Source organism: Streptomyces sp. NPDC046985, assembly GCF_040644415.1.
In the GTDB taxonomy this organism is placed as follows: domain Bacteria; phylum Actinomycetota; class Actinomycetes; order Streptomycetales; family Streptomycetaceae; genus Streptomyces.
In genome coordinates this window covers 84,678-101,049 of the sequence record NZ_JBEYWK010000001.1, presented here as the reverse complement: position 1 = coordinate 101,049, position 16,372 = coordinate 84,678, and the positions used below count along the sequence as shown (strand labels likewise).

The window sequence follows — 16,372 nt, the reverse complement described above, 5'->3', positions numbered from 1 at the left end:
GGACGGCTGTGCCCCCCTGTGCTGCGCCATCGGAGACGCCGTTACATGAGGGGACGTCAGGACGGGTGAAGCGACTCGGCCGCCCGGCGGAGGGAGGCGTGCGCGCTGAACTCGGGCGTCTCGGGCGTCTCGGGTGTCTCTGACGTCCCAGGCGTCTCTGAGGGCCCGCCGGTGTTCACGCTGAGCCGACCGCGCCGGGGCCGGACTGCCTCTCCGGTGGCTCCGGCGGCTCCGGTGGCTCGGGGGGCGTCTGCGGCAGGGTCAGGGTCGCCACCGCGCCGCCGTCCGCCGCGTTGGCGAAGTCCAGCCGGGCGCCGAGCACTTCAGCCTGCCCCCGGGCGATCGTCAGGCCGAGGCCGTGCCCCGTCGCCCCGCCCTCGGTGCGGAAGCGCTGCGGGCCGTGCTCCACGAGGTAGGCCGGGTAGCCGTCGCCGTGGTCCCGCACGCTGACGGCCGGGCCGTCCACGGTCAGCACCACCGGCGGCCTGCCGTGCGTGAGCGCGTTGGCCACGAGGTTGCCGAGGACCCGCTCCAGCCGCCGCCGGTCGGTGTCCACGTGCACGTCCCGCACGACCCGCAGCCGTACGTCGCCCTCCGCCGCGCTCTCGGGGGCGGCGGCCGTGCCGGTCGGGGGCGATCCCGCGGCGCGCGCCGCCCGGACCGCCCGCTCCGCCACCGCGCTCAGCCGCTCGCCGTCCAGCTCCAGCCGCTCCCGCCCGGTGTCCAGGCGGGAGATCTCCAGCAGGTCCTCGGTCAGCGTGCGCAGCGCGGCCACCCGGTCGCGGACCAGTTCCGTGGGTCGGCCCGGCGGCAGCAGCTCGGCCGCCGCGTGCAGGCCGGTCAGCGGGGTGCGCAGCTCGTGCGCCACGTCCGCGGTGAACCGCTGCTCGGCCAGCAGCTTGCCCTGGAGCGACGACGCCATCGAGTCCAGGGCGGCGGCGACCGCGGCCACCTCGTCCTGCGGGCGGGAGGGGTCCCGGGTGTGCGGGTCGTGCACGCGGGCGTCGAGGTCGCCGGCGCTGATCCGCCGGGCGACGCGTGCGGTGGCGTGCAGCCGCCGGGTCACCCGGGTCACCGCGAACGCGCCCACCATCAGCGTCGCCCCGATCGCCAGCCCCGAGGACCACAGGATCGAGTCGTCGAGCCCGGCGATGGTGCGCGCCTGCTGCGCGTAGTCGACCTCGACGGCCAGCGTCCGTCCCCCGTCGGCGGGGCCCGCGGCCCACATCGTCGGCTGCCCGTGGCGCCGCGCGACCATCGTGCCGCGCCGTCCGGCGGCCGCCAGCCGCCGCAGCGCCGGGGGCAGCCCGACGGGGTCGACGCCGGCGCCCGGCGGCAGCGCGTCCCCCGACTCGAAGGCCGTCGTCGCGTCCTGGAGCCGGGACAGCGCCAGGTCGCGCGCCTGGCCGACGGTCTGGTCGGTCACCGACACGTGCACCAGGACGCCGAGCAGCGCGGCCAGCGCACAGCACATCACCGTGATGAACGCCGCGGCCTTCAACGCCAGCGGCCCGGCCCACCGGGGCAGCGACGCCCTCATCGCCCGCTCGCGGAGGACGCGGGCGAGGCCCCGGCTGCGGAGGCCCCGGCCGAGGACGCGGCGCCCCCCGGAGACGGCGGCGACGCCGCCGAAGGGGTCGCGCCCGGGGCCGGCGACAGCCGGGGGACGGGCGAGGGACGGGCGGTGGGCGCCGGGGTGTGCGCGCGAGTGGGCTTGTGCGTGCCCGTGCGCAGGAACTCGTCCCGCGAGAACACCATCGCCCGCTGCTGTGCGTCCCACGCCCAGGTGGTGCGGTACTCGTACCCGGCGATCCCGGCAGGCGAGCGGATGATCACCGTCCGTCCGGCCAGCTCCACGCCGATCACCGCGTCGTCGTCCGCGAAGACCTGCACGAGCCGGCGCCCCTCGAAGGCGTAGACGCGGACCGCCGTCTGGTCGGTGGGGTACAGGCGGAACCCCAGCATCATGTCCTCGCGCCCGTCGCCGGTGAGATCGCGGTAGTACGGCGTCAGCACGGGGCACCGCTTCCCGAGCGCGCCGCCCTCGCCGCAGTCGGCCAGCCGCGCGGCCGTCTCGCGGTACGGCGCCTTCGCCGCCCGGTAGTCGTCCGGGTGCGCCGCGACCTCGGCCCGCACGATCGCCACCGGGTCCACCTTGCGGATGTCCTCGCCGGGCGCGCCGACGCCCTTGACCGTCTCGATCTGCATCTCGCCGTACGGCCAGGCGGGGCTGGCCGCGGGCCGCAGCGTGGGCCAGAGCCGGGCCGGGCTGACCGCCGTCGGCGTGGCGCCCGCCGAGCGCAGCCCGGCCGCGTCGCCGCAGGCCGCCGCCGTGGCCAGCAGCAGGGCGACCAGGGCGACGACGAAGGCGGGACGTCTGCGGAACACTGCTCTCCGGTCGGCTCGGGGCGGGAGGGGGACGGCGGACGACTCGTACACCTTATTCGTACGGAAGTCCTTTTTATTCTCGTGCACGGACGGGGCGTCCGGGACGGCTGTGGGGGAGGGGCGTCGGGACTGGGTGACGGGGACGGGTGTCGGAACCGGCTGACGGGACCGGCTGACGGTGACAGGTGGCGGGACCGGCTGACGGGACCGGGTGACGGTGACAGGTGGCGGGACCGGGTGACGGCGGCGGCCGGGGAGGGCACGCGCCGGGGAACGGGGGACGACAGTTCGGCCGGTTCCGTCATCGCCCGTCCGGCCGACTTCTTGCCCCGGGGCGCCCCGCCTGCTCCCATGGTCGTAGGGGTGATGGTGCATGAGCGGACCACGTCGACAGCCCGGACCTCGCGGACCAGGCGGCCTGCGCGTCATACCGGCCCGGCGGCACGGGCAGGAGCGGCTCTACGTCTGCCGCCCCGACGGGCACAACGTCGCCTGGTACGACCGTGAGGCCGCCCGTGTCCACCTGCTCAGCGAGGACGCGCGGGAGGACGTCCTGGACGCCCTGGGGTCCTTCCTCACCGGCCCGGTCGCGGTAGGCCCGCCGCCCGTCCCGACCCCGGCCGAACTGGCCCGCCTGAGCCTGCACCCCGACGACGACCTCGCGCCCAACCGCCCCGGCGAGGCCCTGCTGATCGCGCTCGACCGCGAACCCGGCCCCGCCCATCGCCTGCGCCCCGACCCGCGCCGCCGCGCCCTCGGCGCCGAGCAGGCCGTCGGCGACGCCCTCGACCGCCTGGACGGCGCCGGCTGGCGCACCCTGCACTCGGTCGTCCTGCCCGGCGGCGACCGCATCCACCACCTGGCGATCGGCCCCGGCGGCCTGCTCGCCGTGCTCGCCGTGCATGCCCGCAAGCAGCGCGTACGGGTGAGCGATCCGCTCGTCGCGCTCGGCCGCGGCGCACCGGCGCCGTTGCTGCGCCTGGCCCGCTCCCTGGCCGACCGCGCCTCCTACGCGCTGACCGCCGAGGTCTGCCCGGTCCTGGCCCTGACGGCCCCGGCCGAGCTGCGGATCACCGTCCCGCCGCGGGCCGTGCGCATTCTGCGCGACGAGGAGATCGAGGGTCTGGCGCGCTCGGGCGGCCTGCTGAAACCGGCGGAAGTGGAGGCGCTGTACGCGACGGCCCGCGACCGGAACACGTGGGGGCGGGTGTGAGCGGGGGGCTTGATGTGCGGGTGGCTTGGTGAGCAGGTGGCTTGGTGAGCGGGGCGCGCGGCGGGGGTGAGCGCGGTCCGGCCGGGTGAGCGGCCGCGCTGACGACCAGCAGCCCGCTCAGCGGCCCTCCCCAGGCAGCGGGCGCGCTGTCCGCGGGTTCAGCAGCGGGGCGAGCAGGTCGCCGTACTCCCGTAGCCGGGGAGCGACGTCCGCCGCCCGCAGCTCCAGCCGCTCCGGCGACCGGCACGCGGCGACCTCGTCCCAGGTCACCGGCGCCGAGACCGTAGGCGTGTCCCGGGCCCGCAGCGTGTAGGGGGCCGCGGTCGTCTTCCGGGCCGCGTTCTGGCTCCAGTCGACGAACACCTTGCCCGGCCGCAGACTCCGCGTCATCCGGTGCAGCGCCAGTCCCGGCAGGGCGGCCTCCGCCTCGACGGCCACCTGTTTGGCGTATCGCGAGGTCTGCTCGCAGACGGCCCCGCGCACGGCGGCCAGCAGATGCAGCCCCTTGGCGCCGGAGGTCTTGGCGTACGCCTCGATCCCGTCGGCCGCCAGCCGCTCGCGCAGCCAGAGCGCCACCTCGCAGCAGTCCACGACGTCGGCGGGCGGGCCGGGGTCGAGGTCGAACACCAGCCGGTCGGCCGCCCCCGGCGCCCCGATCAGCCACTGCGGGGTGTGGAACTCGGTCACCAGGTTGGCCGCCCACATCAGACTCGGCAGATCCTGCGCCAGCACCATCCGGGCCGGCCCCTCCGAGCGGGGCACCTCGGCGGTCGTCACCCACTCGGGCGTACCGGGCGGCACGTTCTTGGTGAAGAAGACCTGCCCTCCCGGCCCGTCCGGATACCGCAGGAAGGACAGCGGCCGGTCCCGCAGATGGGGGAGCAGCACCTCGGCGACGGTGGCGTAGTAGTGCAGCACCTCGCCCTTGGTGAACCCGGTCGCGGGATACAGCACCTTCGCCAGGTTGCTGAGCGCGAGCCGTCGCCCCTCCACCTCCGTGATCGGCACCATATGATAAGAAAACCACGCGAAACGCCGATTCTGCCGCGGAACGCCGAACCCGTCGCTCCTCTCGACGACGCCCCGCCCCCTGACGACCCGCTCTGACGATCCGCCCGGAAGGTGCTGCACGTGCGATCCATCTGGAACGGCGCCATCTCGTTCGGCCTGGTCAGCATCCCGATCAAGCTGGTGAACGCCACCGAGAGCCACGCCATCTCCTTCCGCCAGATCCACCTGGAGGACGGCGGCCGCATCCGCTACCGCAAGGTGTGCGAACTGGAGGACCGCGAGGTCGCGCAGGCGGAGATCGGCAAGGGCTACGAGGACTCGGACGGCGCCATCATCCCGATCACCGACGAGGACCTGTCCCATCTGCCGCTGCCCACCGCGCGGACGATCGACATCGTGGCCTTCGTGCCGGCCGACCAGATCGACCCGCTCCAGATGGAGCACGCCTACTACCTCGCCGCGAGCGGCGCCCCCGCCGCCAAGCCGTACACCCTGCTGCGGGAGGCCCTCAGACGCAGCAACCGGGTCGCCATCGCGAAGTTCGCCCTGCGCGGCCGCGAGCGCCTGGGCATGCTGCGCGTGGCCGACGACGTCATCGTCATGCACGGCCTGCTCTGGCCCGACGAGATCCGCGCCCCGCAGGGAGTGGCCCCGGACGTGGACGTGACGGTCCGCGACAAGGAACTGGACCTCGCCGACGCCCTGATGGACACGCTCGGCGAGGTGGACCTGCACGACCTGCACGACGAGTACCGGGAGGCCGTGGAGCAGGTCATCGCCGCCAAGGCCACCGGCGAGCAGCCCCCGGAGACGCCGGAACCGGCCCGCGGCGGCAAGGTCCTGGACCTGATGGCGGCCCTGGAGAACAGCGTCCGGGCGGCCCGTCACTCCCGGGGCGAGGAGGAGGACGGCGAGGCGCCCCCGGGGAGGGCCGCCGACGAGGGAGAGAAGGCCGAGGTCAGGCAACTCCCGCGCGCCGAGCCGGAGAAGAAGGCCGCCGCACGGAAGGCGGCGCCGCGGAAGAAGACGACGGCGAAGAAGACGGCGCCGTCGTCCAAGTCGGCCCGGCAGGACGGGAAGGCGGCCTCGGACACGAAGGCCGCGGCGAAGACGCCGCCGAAGCCGGCCAAGAAGACGGCGGCCAAGACGGAGAAGAAGACCCCGGCGAAGAAGACGGCGGCCCGGAAGCGGACGGCGTGAGCGGCTGCCCTGGCGGGGTGGACGGCGTGAGCGGCCCCGGCGGCCGGACGGCGTGAGCGGCCCCGGCGGGCGGAGTGAGCGGCTGCCCCGGCGGAGTGGACGGCGTGAGCGGCTCCGGCGGCCGGACGGCGTGAGCGGCCCGGCGGGCGGACACCGGCTCTCGTACGAAAACCAGATGATGTCCGTTTCCCGTTGAGTTACGTTGCTCCTGTTCGAAGGGGGAGCTGTGACGAAGCTCAATCAGATCATCGCCGTCGAAAAGGGCGTCAAGAGCAAGGCAGTTCAGGACGGCGCGGCGGCGCACCAGAAGGTGCAGAAGCCCGCGCTGCTCGCCGGCATCTCGCGCGCCTACCAGCCCAAGGACGAGGAGGGCGAGCAACTGCCGCCGGAGTCCACCCGGGTGCAGGTCAGGGGCGAGGAGATCCTGCGGGAGATGTCCGCTTCGCTGACGCGGCTGTTCGACGTGACGGCGACGAAGGACTGGGCGAACTGCACGGCTCGCGCGGACGTGACGGTGGACGGCCGGACCATCGTCGGCGAGGCGCCCGTCAGTTACCTGCTGTTCCTGGAGAAGCAGCTCACCGAGCTGCACGCCTTCGTCAAGAGGCTGCCGGTGCTGGACGGGGCCGAGTCCTGGTCGCTGGACCCGTCGACGGACTGGTGGAAGACGGACCCGGTCCGCACGATCCGCACGAAGAAGGTCCCGCGCAACCACGTCAAGGCCGAGGCGACCGACAAGCACCCGGCCCAGGTCGAGGTCTACTACGAGGACGTGCCGATCGGGTACTGGACGACGGTGAAGTTCTCCGGCGCGCTGCCCGCCCGGCGGGTGAACGAGCTGCTGGACCGGGTGGAGAAGCTCCAGCAGGCGGTGAAGTTCGCCCGCGAGGAGGCCAACGGCACGGAGGTCGTCGACCAGCGGGTCGGCGACGCGGTGTTCGGCTACCTGTTCGCCTGAACCGCAGGCGGACCGGGTAGCCCCATGATCGCCCCCGCGTGCGAGCGCGGGGGTGCGCACCAGGCGCGAGCCGGACGAGAATCCGGTCCGCGTCACGGGCGCAAGCTGAAACTGACGTTCAGCCTGAATCCCGGGGTGACGGCGAAGGACCGTGACCGCGATCAGACTCAGACTCTCGCTCCAGCTTCAGCATTCGCCACCGATCGCCGGATCGACCGAGTACGGACGACCGCCGCCGGATGCGAGTTCAACTCTCGTCTGCACCTCTGCACGGTGCGGTAGTTCAATGGAAGAACACGACGGCTTGACTGACTGATCCGCACTCTTAAACGCCACCGGCGTGTGCACAGGGGTGGCACCCCAGGGGCCCGGGAGCTGGATACGTCTCCCGGGCCCCGCCACGCGCTCCGGCAAAGCAGTGTCAACGGCACGGAGTTGGCCGAGTGGAGTGGCGAAGTGAAGTGGCGGGGCGGCGGCTCGGGCGGGTGGAGGCCGCTGGCGCGAGGGGTAGTTGAGCGTTGGATTGTCACAACTCCGTCACCGTCTTTACCAATCCCTCACATCTGATGCGTCCGCGTAGATAGCTTCGCCCCTCACGGACTCACCAGGGGGGACCTCATGAGCCACTACCAGTCTCAGCCGCCGTTCCAGCCTCCGCCTGGGCCGCCCGCCGCCCGTCCCGCACCCAAGTGGGCCCGCAAGCGATTCGTACTGCCCGCCCTGGGCCTGGCGTTCCTCATCGGCATGGGCAGCGCCGGCGCCGCCGGCCACAACCCGGACGCGACGAAGTCGGCGGCCGACACGACGAAGTCGGTGGCTGACGCCAAGGTGCGGCCGACGCCCACGATCACGGTCACCGCGACGGCCACGGCGACGGAGACCGCCACGCCGAAGCCGGGGCCGACGGTGACGAAGACGGTCAAGACGACGGTGACCGTCACCGCGCACGCCGCTGCCGCGGGGTCGGGAGTCCGGGGTAGTTCGACGTCCGGGGGATCGTCGTCTGGCGGATCGTCGTCCGGCGGCGGGTCCGGCTCGTCGGGCGACTCCGGCTCGTCGGGCGGCTCCAGTTCAGCGGGCAACGGTGCGACGGCGCTGTGCAACGACGGTACGTACTCGTACGCCGCTCACCATCAGGGGGCCTGCTCGCATCACGGCGGCGTGGCCGTCTTCTACCGGTAGTCGCACCCGGCGCCGTGCCGTCCTCAGCGCGCGAACTTCTCGATGGCGGCCGGCGTGACCGGGGTGAAGAAGTTGACGAGGTTGCCGTCGGGGTCGCGGAACAGGAGCGAGCGGTTTCCCCAGGGCATCGTGGTCGGCTCGTTGACGAAGTCCTCCACGAAGCCGCTCAGGTCCTTGTGCACGCTGTCCACGTCGTCCACCAGGAACTCGAGGATGACGCTGCGGTTGTCGGCCGGGCGGGCGGCGCCGGGCGCGAACAGGGGGACGGTGCGGGTGCTGCCGATCGCGAGGGTGACCGAGGCGGTCCTGATCTCGGCGAAGTCGTCGTTGGCCCAGGCGGCGGACGCCTTGGTGACGCGCTCGTAGAAGTCGACGAGGCGGGCGACGTCGTCGGTGATGATGCGGACGGACGTGAAGTGCACGGGTTCTCTCCTCTGGTCTGGCCGGTCGGTGCTCGTGACCGCACGCTACGACCGATACCGGGCAGAACCCGCCCGGTATCTACGGAAGACTTCCCCGCATGCAGCGCCCCCTCGCCCGCGTCCTCACCCTGCTGGAGCTTCTGCAGTCAGGCGGCCTCCGGACCGTGTCCGAACTCGCCGCCCGGCTGAACGTCGACGAACGCACCGTGCGGCGCTACGCACAGCAGCTCGTCGACCTAGACGTGCCCGTCGAGTCGGTGCGCGGCCGCTACGGCGGCTACCGGCTCGCCCCCGGCTACCGCATGCCCCCGCTCATGCTGAGCGACGACGAAGCGCTCGCCGTGCTGCTCGGCCTGGAAGCCGGCCGGCGATCGGGCCTGACGGCGACGGCGGAGACGGCGAGTGAGACGGCGGCGGCCAAGATTCGGCGAGTGCTGCCCGAGCGACTGCGCCGCAGGCTCGACGCCGTGCTCGGCGCGCTCGCTTTCACGGATCCGCCCGGCAGAGCGGCGCCTGCCCCGGAACCCGGGACCTTCCTCCCGATCGCCGACGCGGTCCACCATCACCGGCCGATCATGATCCGGTACACCGCCGGCGACGGCCGACGCAGCGAGCGCACCCTGCACCCGTACGGAGTCGTCGCCCACTCGGGCAGGTGGTACGTGACGGCCGCCGACGTCTCAACAGGCGAGGACCGGATCTTCCGACTGGATCGCGTCACCGATGTGAGAGCCTTGCCCGGCTCGTTCGAACCACCCCCCGGAATCGACGCGGCGAGCCGCGTCCTGACGGGGCTCGCCACGGTCCCGTACCGGCACGAGGTGACCCTGCGCATTCAGGCGACGGCCGAACAGATCCACACCCGACTCCCCGCCAGCGTCGCTGTCGTGAACGAACTCCCGCCCCCGGCGTCCCCGCCGACGGAGCACTGGTGCCGCGTCGAACTCCGCGCAGAACGCCTCGACTGGCTCCCCGCAGCCCTCGCCGCACTGGACCGCCCCTTCGTCATCGAACGCCCAGCCGAACTCCGCAGCCTCACCGAAGCCTTCGCCACCCGCCTCGCGAACTCGGCCCGCAGAAGCCCACGTCTGTGAGAGCCCGGTGGCGCGCGCGTGAAAACAGCTCGATTTGGAGACACGTGACGCTGTTGGTTCGCACTCGCTCTGCGCCAACTTCTCCAGGACGACAGAGGCGCGACTGCTGGTGACGTGACTTTCGATCAGCGTCGATACATCGTCGGCGGGGAGCGAAACGCCTCTACTGGCCCAACGGGAGAGGTGGTGGGTGAGAGCCACAGCAGTCGGCCATCGGGATCGGTGACCGCCTGTACGTTCACTCCGTGCCGGCGGTGCTTGTGGCTGAACGCTGAGGTGCCCGTGGCCGAGGTCGCTCGTCGGGTCGGCAACTTGCCCGAGGTGATCCACTGCGTCGACGAGGGGCGGATCTACGATCAAGAAGAGGTCGTGAACAGGAAGATCGAGGCGGAGCTCGCCTGACAGGAGTGAGCGTCGACTTCAAAGTGCGGAGCGTCTGTCAGGCGCAGTCAATCTCAAATGGATGCTGAGGTTGGCGGCTGTGGCGTGGGCGGCGGGCAGGTATTCGCACCATTTTCCTCCGCCCACGCCACACAGTCAGCTAGCCTTGCGGCCACCCAGGGATCATTCGCCAAATGGTCGGGGAGACGGGTCTCGACATCGATGAATGCTGGGGCAAGTTGCTGAGCTGTCAGACCACTCGTTTCCCGCAAATCTGCCCCGTCAAGAGAAGTTTCGACAAATGTTGATTTTTTCAGGAATGCGCCGCGCAGGTCAACTCTGAACATGGCTGCCTGATCGCATCGCGCTTCGATAAGCCACGCAAAGCACATATCTGCGGTGTTGAGAATGCTACCCTTCATGACCACGCCTCGTAGATCAGCTTGACGAAGGTCTACTGCAGTGAGGAACATCCACTCCAGGCGTGGCGGGGATTCGAATTCGAAGTGTCGCAGACTGAGCCCGGCCAGCTTCGCATGGCGAAGATCGAGGCGCCGGGTTTCAGGCCGTTTTGGTCGGCGAGCCAGAACCTCAACCGCAGCCTGTATGTCTGCGGAGAGTTCAGGGCTCTCATTGAATGCGACCTCGCGTCCGTTCCGCTGCTCAGGAAGAGTTGGAGACGGGGCTGTCGCGCCTCTGTGTGTGTTGTGCCTTACGAACCCCGCCAACACTCTGACGATCGCCTCGTGGTCCACTGCAGACTCTGATAGCACATGTTCGAGGCTGTAGACAGCTCCCAGGCGCACCTCCAGCTTGTCCGAGGCGAGATTCTCGACTGCAGCCCGATACCTGTCAGTCACTTGTCCTCGACGCGACAAAAGATATGTGCGTGCTGTGTAAGCAAGGCCAGCGAAGACAGTTGCGCCCGCTATGGCGGCTAGGACCGTTTGCCGGACTGCGTTTATCGCATCAGCTCGATCGGTTCCGGATAGATGCTGCACTGTCTCGCCAGCCACAAACCAGGAGATCGGACCCAGTATGAGTATGAGGGCACCTGCTGTCCCGATAACTATGGCGACGGCTGCAGCCGCCCACCGGCGGCTTCTCCTCCATCGAGCTTCAACGGCCCGAACCACCTCTGACCTCGTCCGCACCTTCGGCCCCCTAGCGGCAAAGATTCGTCGGGATCTTCTCGCGGGGATGCACATGGCCACAAGGCGGAGGGTGCGCGCAGGTCTATCGCAGTCAGCGCGAGCCAACGACAAAGAGCGGGACCCAGTGAGACTGGGGCCCGCTCTTCATGCTTGGCATCTGCGCTGGTCAACCGCATCATCGTGCTGGTTGAGGCGAAGTGCCCCCGGCAGGATTCGAACCTGCGCACACGGCTCCGGAGGCCGTTGCTCTATCCCCTGAGCTACGGGGGCGGGTCGGGCGCGCTGTGTGCGCGGCGACGGGTAGAACACTACCAGCTCGTGGGGGGTGGTCATGAACGTTTTGCGGGGCGCCGTGCGTGGTGGGGCGTCCGTTCGGGACGGTGCTGTCACCCCAGGGGGTGGAAGTCGGGAAAACCGGGACGCGGCGGCCGGGCCCGACCTACTCTCGGATGTGTGCCAGGGGCTTCCGGCCGGGTGCTTGTTGTGGACGACAACAAGGTCATCCGGCAGCTAATCAGGGTCAACCTCGAGCTTGAGGGTCTCGAGGTCGTGACCGTGGCCGACGGTGCCGAGTGTCTGGACGTGGTGCACCAGGTGCGGCCCGATGTCATCACCCTCGACGTCGTCATGCCGCGGCTCGACGGGCTGGCGACCGCCGCGCGGCTGCGCGCCGATCCCCGTACCCGTGATCTGCCTCTCGCCATCGTCAGCGCCTGTTCGACGTACGAGGTCGAGACCGGGCTCGACGTCGGCGTGGACGCCTTCCTGGCGAAGCCCTTCGATCCCTCGGAACTCGTTCGGGTGGTCCTCCAGTTGGTCGACGGGCGGGGGAGCGGGCCCGGAGGCGGCGGAGGGATAGGGGTCGGCCCCGGCGGGTCCGGGGACACCGAGCCCGCCGGTCAGGGGAGCGGATGACCGCCGGTCAAGGGAGCGGATGACCGCCCTCCCGTCCACATGCCGATACCCACCCCAAACCGGCTCGCATGGTCACCCCCCTTCTCCCCTACGCTTGTCCCGTGACGCCCGTGGAACTCTCCCGTACCGTGCTGTGCGCGGTGCGTCGTGCTGTTGAGCTGGGGGAGCTGAGCGCGGAGGCGCCGGAGCGCGTCGTGGTCACGCGGCCGGGGGCCGGAGGATGCGGGGACTACGCCACCAGCGTCGCCCTCCAGCTCGCCCGAGCGGCCGGGCAGCCCGCCCACCGGGTCGCCGAGACGCTGCGGGCGCATCTCCTCGACGCCGACGGCATTCGCGACGTCGTCGTCACCGGGCCCGGGTTCCTCAACATCAGCCTGCGCGACTCCGATGCCGACTCCGCCGCCGCGCGGCTCGTCGCGGAGGTGCTGCGTCTCGGGCAGCGGTACGGGTTCGGGCAGGCGGCCGCGGGACAGGTCCACCGACTGCACTGCGCGGCCGACGTTCGGGCGCTCGTCGTCGGCGAGGTCGCCGCCCGGCTGTTGCGCTCCCAGGGCGCCCTCGTCCTGACCCCTCGCGATCAGCCGGTCCCGCCCGCCTGGGCGGACGTGCTCGGCGCGCACGTGGACGAGTCCGGGCCGGCGCCCCTCGACGCCACCGTCCGGCCCGTGCCCGCCGTCGTCCGGCCCATGTCCGCCGTCGTCCGGCCCGTGCCCGTCGCCGCCGACGACATCGCCGGGCTGCTCGCCCTCGGGCGGGACGCCGGACGCTGGGCGTTGCTCCAGCCCGCCGGGCACGACCGGCCCCGGATCGACGAGACCCACCTCCTCCAGCGCGAGGGCAACCCCCTCTTCCGCGTCCGGTACGCCCACGCCCGCACTCGGGCGCTGCTCCGCAACGCCGCCGACCTCGGGTTCGCCCCCGAACCAGGCGCCCTCGGCCGCCCCACGAGCGCCACAGACCCCATGGGTGCTGCCTCATGCCTCGCAGGTCAGCAAGACCCCACGCGTCACGAATACCCCGCGCGTCACGAAAACCCAACCCGTCACCCAGACCCCGCGCGTCCCGAAAATCCAACCCGTCACGCAGACCCCGCGCGTCACGGAAACCCACCCAGTCACGGAGACCCCACGGGTCAGGACCTGCTCGCCGCGCTCTCCGATCACCCCCGCGTGCTCGCCCAGGCCGGCGCGCACCGTGCCCCCGACCGTCTCGCCCGGCATCTCGTCGCCGTCGCCGACGCCGTGCTGCCCCTGCTGCCGGGCGTGCTGCCGCTCGGGGAGGAGAAACCCTCGGCCGCCCACCGCGCCCGGCTCGCGCTCGCCGTCGCCGCCGGGACGGTGCTGGCCGGCGGCCTGTCCCTGCTCGGCATCGACGCACCCGACCACCTCTGAGAAGCCAGAGAGACACACCGACATGAGCCGTTCCGCACATCCCGCCGGTCCCCGCTACGCCGACGTCCTGACCGAGGGCCACTACTCCGCCCCGCCCGCCGACCTCAACACCCTCGACGCCAAGATCTGGGCGCAGACCGTCGGCCGCGACGAGGACGGCGTCGTGCGCGTCGGCGGGATCGCCGTCACGCGGCTCGCCGAGGAGTTCGGCACCCCCGCCTACATCCTCGACGAGGCCGACTTCCGCGCCCGCGCCCGCGCCTGGCGCACCGCCTTCGGGCAGGACGCCGACGTCTTCTACGCGGGCAAGGCGTTCCTGTCCCGGGCGGTCGTGCGGTGGCTGCACGAGGAAGGGCTCAACCTCGACGTCTGCTCCGGCGTCGAACTGGCCACCGCGCTGTCCGCGGGGATGCCCGCCGAGCGCATCGCCTTCCACGGCAACAACAAGTCGTCCGCGGAGATCCGGCGGGCCGTGGAGGCCGGCGTCGGGCGGATCGTGCTCGACTCCTTCCAGGAGATCGTGCGGGTCGCGCACGTCGCGCGGGAGCTGGGCCGCCGCCAGCCCGTCCAGATCCGGGTCACCGTCGGAGTCGAGGCGCACACGCACGAGTTCATCGCCACCGCGCACGAGGACCAGAAGTTCGGCATCCCGCTCGCCGGGGGCCAGGCCGCCGAGGCCGTGCGGCGGGCCCTCCAGCTCGACGGGCTGGAGCTGATCGGGATCCACAGCCACATCGGGTCGCAGATCTTCGACATGTCGGGGTTCGAGGTCGCCGCGCACCGCGTCGTGGGCCTGCTGAAGGACGTCCGCGACGAGCACGGCGTCGAGCTGCCCGAGATCGACCTCGGCGGCGGCCTCGGCATCGCCTACACCGCTGACGACGACCCGCGCGAGCCGCACGAGATCGCCAAGGCGCTGACCGAGATCGTCTCCCGCGAGTGCGAGGCCGCCCGGCTCCGCACCCCCCGTATCTCCGTCGAGCCGGGCCGCGCCATCGTCGGCCCGACCGCCTTCACCCTCTACGAGGTCGGCACCGTCAAGCCGCTGGAGGGGCTGCGCACCTACGTCTCCGTCGACGGCGGCATGTCCGACAACATCCGCACCGCGCTCTACGACGCGGAGTACAGCGTCGCGCTGGTCTCGCGCGCCTCCGACGCCGAGCCGATGCTCGTCCGGGTCGTCGGCAAGCACTGCGAGAGCGGGGACATCGTGGTCAAGGACGCGTTCCTGCCGGCCGACCTCGCGCCCGGCGACCTCATCGCCGTACCGGCCACGGGCGCCTACTGCCGCTCCATGGCCAGCAATTACAACCACGCGCTGCGGCCGCCGGTCGTCGCCGTGAGCGACGGCGCCGCGCGGGTCGTCGTACGACGCGAGACGGAGGAGGACCTGCTGCGACTCGACGTCGGTTGATCCGCCGGCGCCCCTCGCGCGAGCGGCGCCGAAGGATCCCCGCCGAAGCCGAAGCCGAAGCCGAAGCCGAAGCCGAAGCCGACGACCGCCGCCGAAGCCGAAGCCGACGACCGCCGCCGAAGCCGAAGCCGACGACCGCCGCCGAAGCCGAAGACCTCCGCCGCAACCGGATGACCTCCGCCGCAACCGGATGACCTCCGCCGCAACCGGATGACCTCCGCCGAAGCCGGAGGATCTTCGCCGAAACGATCCGCTGGAAATGAAATATGAATCTCACTATCCGGACAACCGGCGGAAACTCCGATCCGGTGGGTGAGACTGGTCCCACCGTGCACGGCATGAGGAAACGAGGTCGCATGATGCGTACGCGTCCGCTGAGGGTGGCGCTGCTGGGCTGTGGGGTCGTCGGCTCAGAGGTGGCGCGCCTCATGACGACGCACGCCGACGACCTCGCCGCCCGGATCGGTGCGCCCGTGGAGCTGGCGGGCGTCGCGGTCCGCCGCCCGTCGCGGGTGCGCGAGGGCGTCGACCCCGCCCTCGTCACCGCCGACGCCACCGCCCTCGTCAAACGGGGCGACATCGACGTCGTGGTCGAGGTCATCGGCGGCATCGAGCCCGCGCGGACCCTCATCACCACCGCCTTCGAGCACGGCGCCTCCGTCGTCTCCGCCAACAAGGCCCTGCTCGCCCAGGACGGCGCCACCCTGCACGCGGCGGCCGGCGAGCACGGCCAGGACCTCTACTACGAGGCCGCCGTCGCCGGGGCCATTCCGCTCATCCGGCCGCTGCGCGAATCCCTCGCCGGGGACAAGGTCGACCGGGTGCTCGGCATCGTCAACGGCACCACGAACTTCATCCTCGACAAGATGGACTCCACCGGCGCCGGCTACCAGGAAGCGCTCGACGAGGCCACCGCGCTCGGCTACGCCGAGGCCGATCCGACCGCCGACGTCGAGGGGTTCGACGCCGCCGCCAAGGCCGCCATCCTCGCCGGGATCGCCTTCCACACCCGGGTCCGCCTCGACGACGTCCACCGCGAGGGCATGACCGAGGTCACCGCCGCCGACTTCGCCTCCGCCAAGGAGATGGGCTGCACGATCAAACTGCTCGCGATCTGCGAGCGGGCCGCGGACGGAGCGTCCGTCACCGCGCGCGTGCACCCCGCGATGATCCCGTTCAGCCACCCGCTGGCCTCGGTGCGCGGCGCCTACAACGCCGTCTTCGTCGAGTCGGAGGCGGCCGGCCGGCTGATGTTCTACGGGCCCGGCGCCGGCGGTCCGCCCACCGCCTCCGCCGTGCTCGGCGACCTGGTGGCCGTCTGCCGCAACCGGCTCAGCGGGAGCACCGGGCCCGGCGAGTCCGCGTACGCCGCGCTGCCCGTCTCGCCCATGGGGGACGTCGTCACGCGCTACCACATCAGCCTGGACGTCGCCGACAAGCCGGGCGTCCTGGCCCAGGTCGCCACCGTGTTCGCCGAGCACGGCGTGTCCATCGACACGGTCCGCCAGCAGGGCAAGGACGGCGAGGCGTCTCTCGTCGTCGTCACCCACCGCGCGTCCGACGCCGCCCTCACCGGCACCGTCGCGGCGCTGCGCAGCCTCGACACCGTGCGGGGCGTCGCCAGCATCATGCGGGTTGAAGGAGAGTAA

13 protein-coding genes, 1 tRNA gene and 2 pseudogenes are annotated in these 16,372 nt (G+C 71.7%); 9 read left to right on the top strand and 7 right to left on the bottom strand.

Annotated features, from left to right (window positions below; genetic code table 11):
• Positions 1-175: 175 nt before the first annotated feature.
• Positions 176-1,540: a HAMP domain-containing sensor histidine kinase gene (locus ABZ861_RS00445; protein ID WP_361621241.1), complete on the bottom strand. Its 1,365-nt coding sequence runs from the start codon at positions 1,538-1,540 to the stop codon at positions 176-178.
• On the bottom strand, positions 1,537-2,388 hold the full coding sequence (locus tag ABZ861_RS00440) for a hypothetical protein (protein WP_361621238.1): 852 nt from the start codon (positions 2,386-2,388) through the stop codon (positions 1,537-1,539). The genes ABZ861_RS00445 and ABZ861_RS00440 overlap by 4 nt, the downstream gene beginning before the upstream one ends.
• A gap of 373 nt (positions 2,389-2,761) precedes the next feature.
• On the opposite strand from ABZ861_RS00440, the gene ABZ861_RS00435 reads away from it, so the two are divergent.
• The gene (locus ABZ861_RS00435; RefSeq protein WP_361621235.1) at positions 2,762-3,601 is read left to right on the top strand and encodes a nuclease-related domain-containing protein; all 840 of its coding nucleotides are present in this window, start codon (positions 2,762-2,764) and stop codon (positions 3,599-3,601) included.
• Positions 3,602-3,718: 117 nt separating this feature from the next.
• On the opposite strand, the gene ligD is transcribed toward ABZ861_RS00435, so the two are convergent.
• Positions 3,719-4,612, bottom strand: a complete 894-nt coding sequence (gene ligD, locus ABZ861_RS00430; protein ID WP_361621232.1) for a non-homologous end-joining DNA ligase — start codon at positions 4,610-4,612, stop codon at positions 3,719-3,721.
• 120 nt (positions 4,613-4,732) lie between these two features.
• On the opposite strand from ligD, the gene ABZ861_RS00425 reads away from it, so the two are divergent.
• The 3 genes from ABZ861_RS00425 (at position 4,733) to ABZ861_RS00415 (ending at position 7,952) form a co-directional block, all read left to right on the top strand.
• Positions 4,733-5,812 (top strand): Ku protein, encoded by a 1,080-nt coding sequence (locus tag ABZ861_RS00425; protein ID WP_361621229.1) that lies wholly within the window; start codon positions 4,733-4,735, stop codon positions 5,810-5,812.
• Positions 5,813-6,038: 226 nt separating this feature from the next.
• Positions 6,039-6,770 carry a hypothetical protein gene (locus tag ABZ861_RS00420; RefSeq protein WP_361621226.1) on the top strand — a complete coding sequence of 244 codons (732 nt, stop codon included), beginning with the start codon at positions 6,039-6,041 and terminating at the stop codon, positions 6,768-6,770.
• A gap of 618 nt (positions 6,771-7,388) precedes the next feature.
• Entirely contained in the window at positions 7,389-7,952 is a 564-nt protein-coding gene (locus ABZ861_RS00415) for a DUF3761 domain-containing protein (RefSeq protein ID WP_361621223.1), read from the top strand.
• Between the two features lie 23 nt (positions 7,953-7,975).
• On the opposite strand, the gene ABZ861_RS00410 is transcribed toward ABZ861_RS00415, so the two are convergent.
• Positions 7,976-8,374: a VOC family protein gene (locus ABZ861_RS00410; protein WP_361621220.1), complete on the bottom strand. Its 399-nt coding sequence runs from the start codon at positions 8,372-8,374 to the stop codon at positions 7,976-7,978.
• Between the two features lie 98 nt (positions 8,375-8,472).
• On the opposite strand from ABZ861_RS00410, the gene ABZ861_RS00405 reads away from it, so the two are divergent.
• Positions 8,473-9,468: a YafY family protein gene (locus ABZ861_RS00405; RefSeq protein WP_361621217.1), complete on the top strand. Its 996-nt coding sequence runs from the start codon at positions 8,473-8,475 to the stop codon at positions 9,466-9,468.
• 188 nt (positions 9,469-9,656) lie between these two features.
• Here ABZ861_RS00405 and ABZ861_RS00400 read toward each other — a convergent pair.
• The 3 genes and pseudogenes from ABZ861_RS00400 to ABZ861_RS00390 all read right to left on the bottom strand — a co-directional run.
• Positions 9,657-9,749: pseudogene (locus ABZ861_RS00400) on the bottom strand (IS5/IS1182 family transposase); the annotation flags it as partial.
• Between the two features lie 174 nt (positions 9,750-9,923).
• Positions 9,924-10,271, bottom strand: coding sequence for a pentapeptide repeat-containing protein (locus ABZ861_RS00395; RefSeq protein ID WP_361621214.1), 348 nt, complete (start codon positions 10,269-10,271; stop codon positions 9,924-9,926).
• A gap of 930 nt (positions 10,272-11,201) precedes the next feature.
• Positions 11,202-11,273 (bottom strand) — tRNA-Arg (locus ABZ861_RS00390).
• 179 nt (positions 11,274-11,452) lie between these two features.
• Between ABZ861_RS00390 and ABZ861_RS00385 the strand changes: the two are divergent.
• From ABZ861_RS00385 to ABZ861_RS00370, 4 genes and pseudogenes are all read left to right on the top strand, one after another.
• Positions 11,453-11,918: pseudogene (locus ABZ861_RS00385) on the top strand (response regulator).
• 101 nt (positions 11,919-12,019) lie between these two features.
• The gene (nrtL, locus tag ABZ861_RS00380) at positions 12,020-13,309 is read left to right on the top strand and encodes an ArgS-related anticodon-binding protein NrtL (RefSeq protein ID WP_361621211.1); all 1,290 of its coding nucleotides are present in this window, start codon (positions 12,020-12,022) and stop codon (positions 13,307-13,309) included.
• A gap of 22 nt (positions 13,310-13,331) precedes the next feature.
• Positions 13,332-14,723 (top strand): diaminopimelate decarboxylase, encoded by a 1,392-nt coding sequence (gene lysA, locus ABZ861_RS00375; RefSeq protein ID WP_361621208.1) that lies wholly within the window; start codon positions 13,332-13,334, stop codon positions 14,721-14,723.
• Positions 14,724-15,079: 356 nt separating this feature from the next.
• Positions 15,080-16,372, top strand: a complete 1,293-nt coding sequence (locus tag ABZ861_RS00370; protein WP_361621205.1) for a homoserine dehydrogenase — start codon at positions 15,080-15,082, stop codon at positions 16,370-16,372.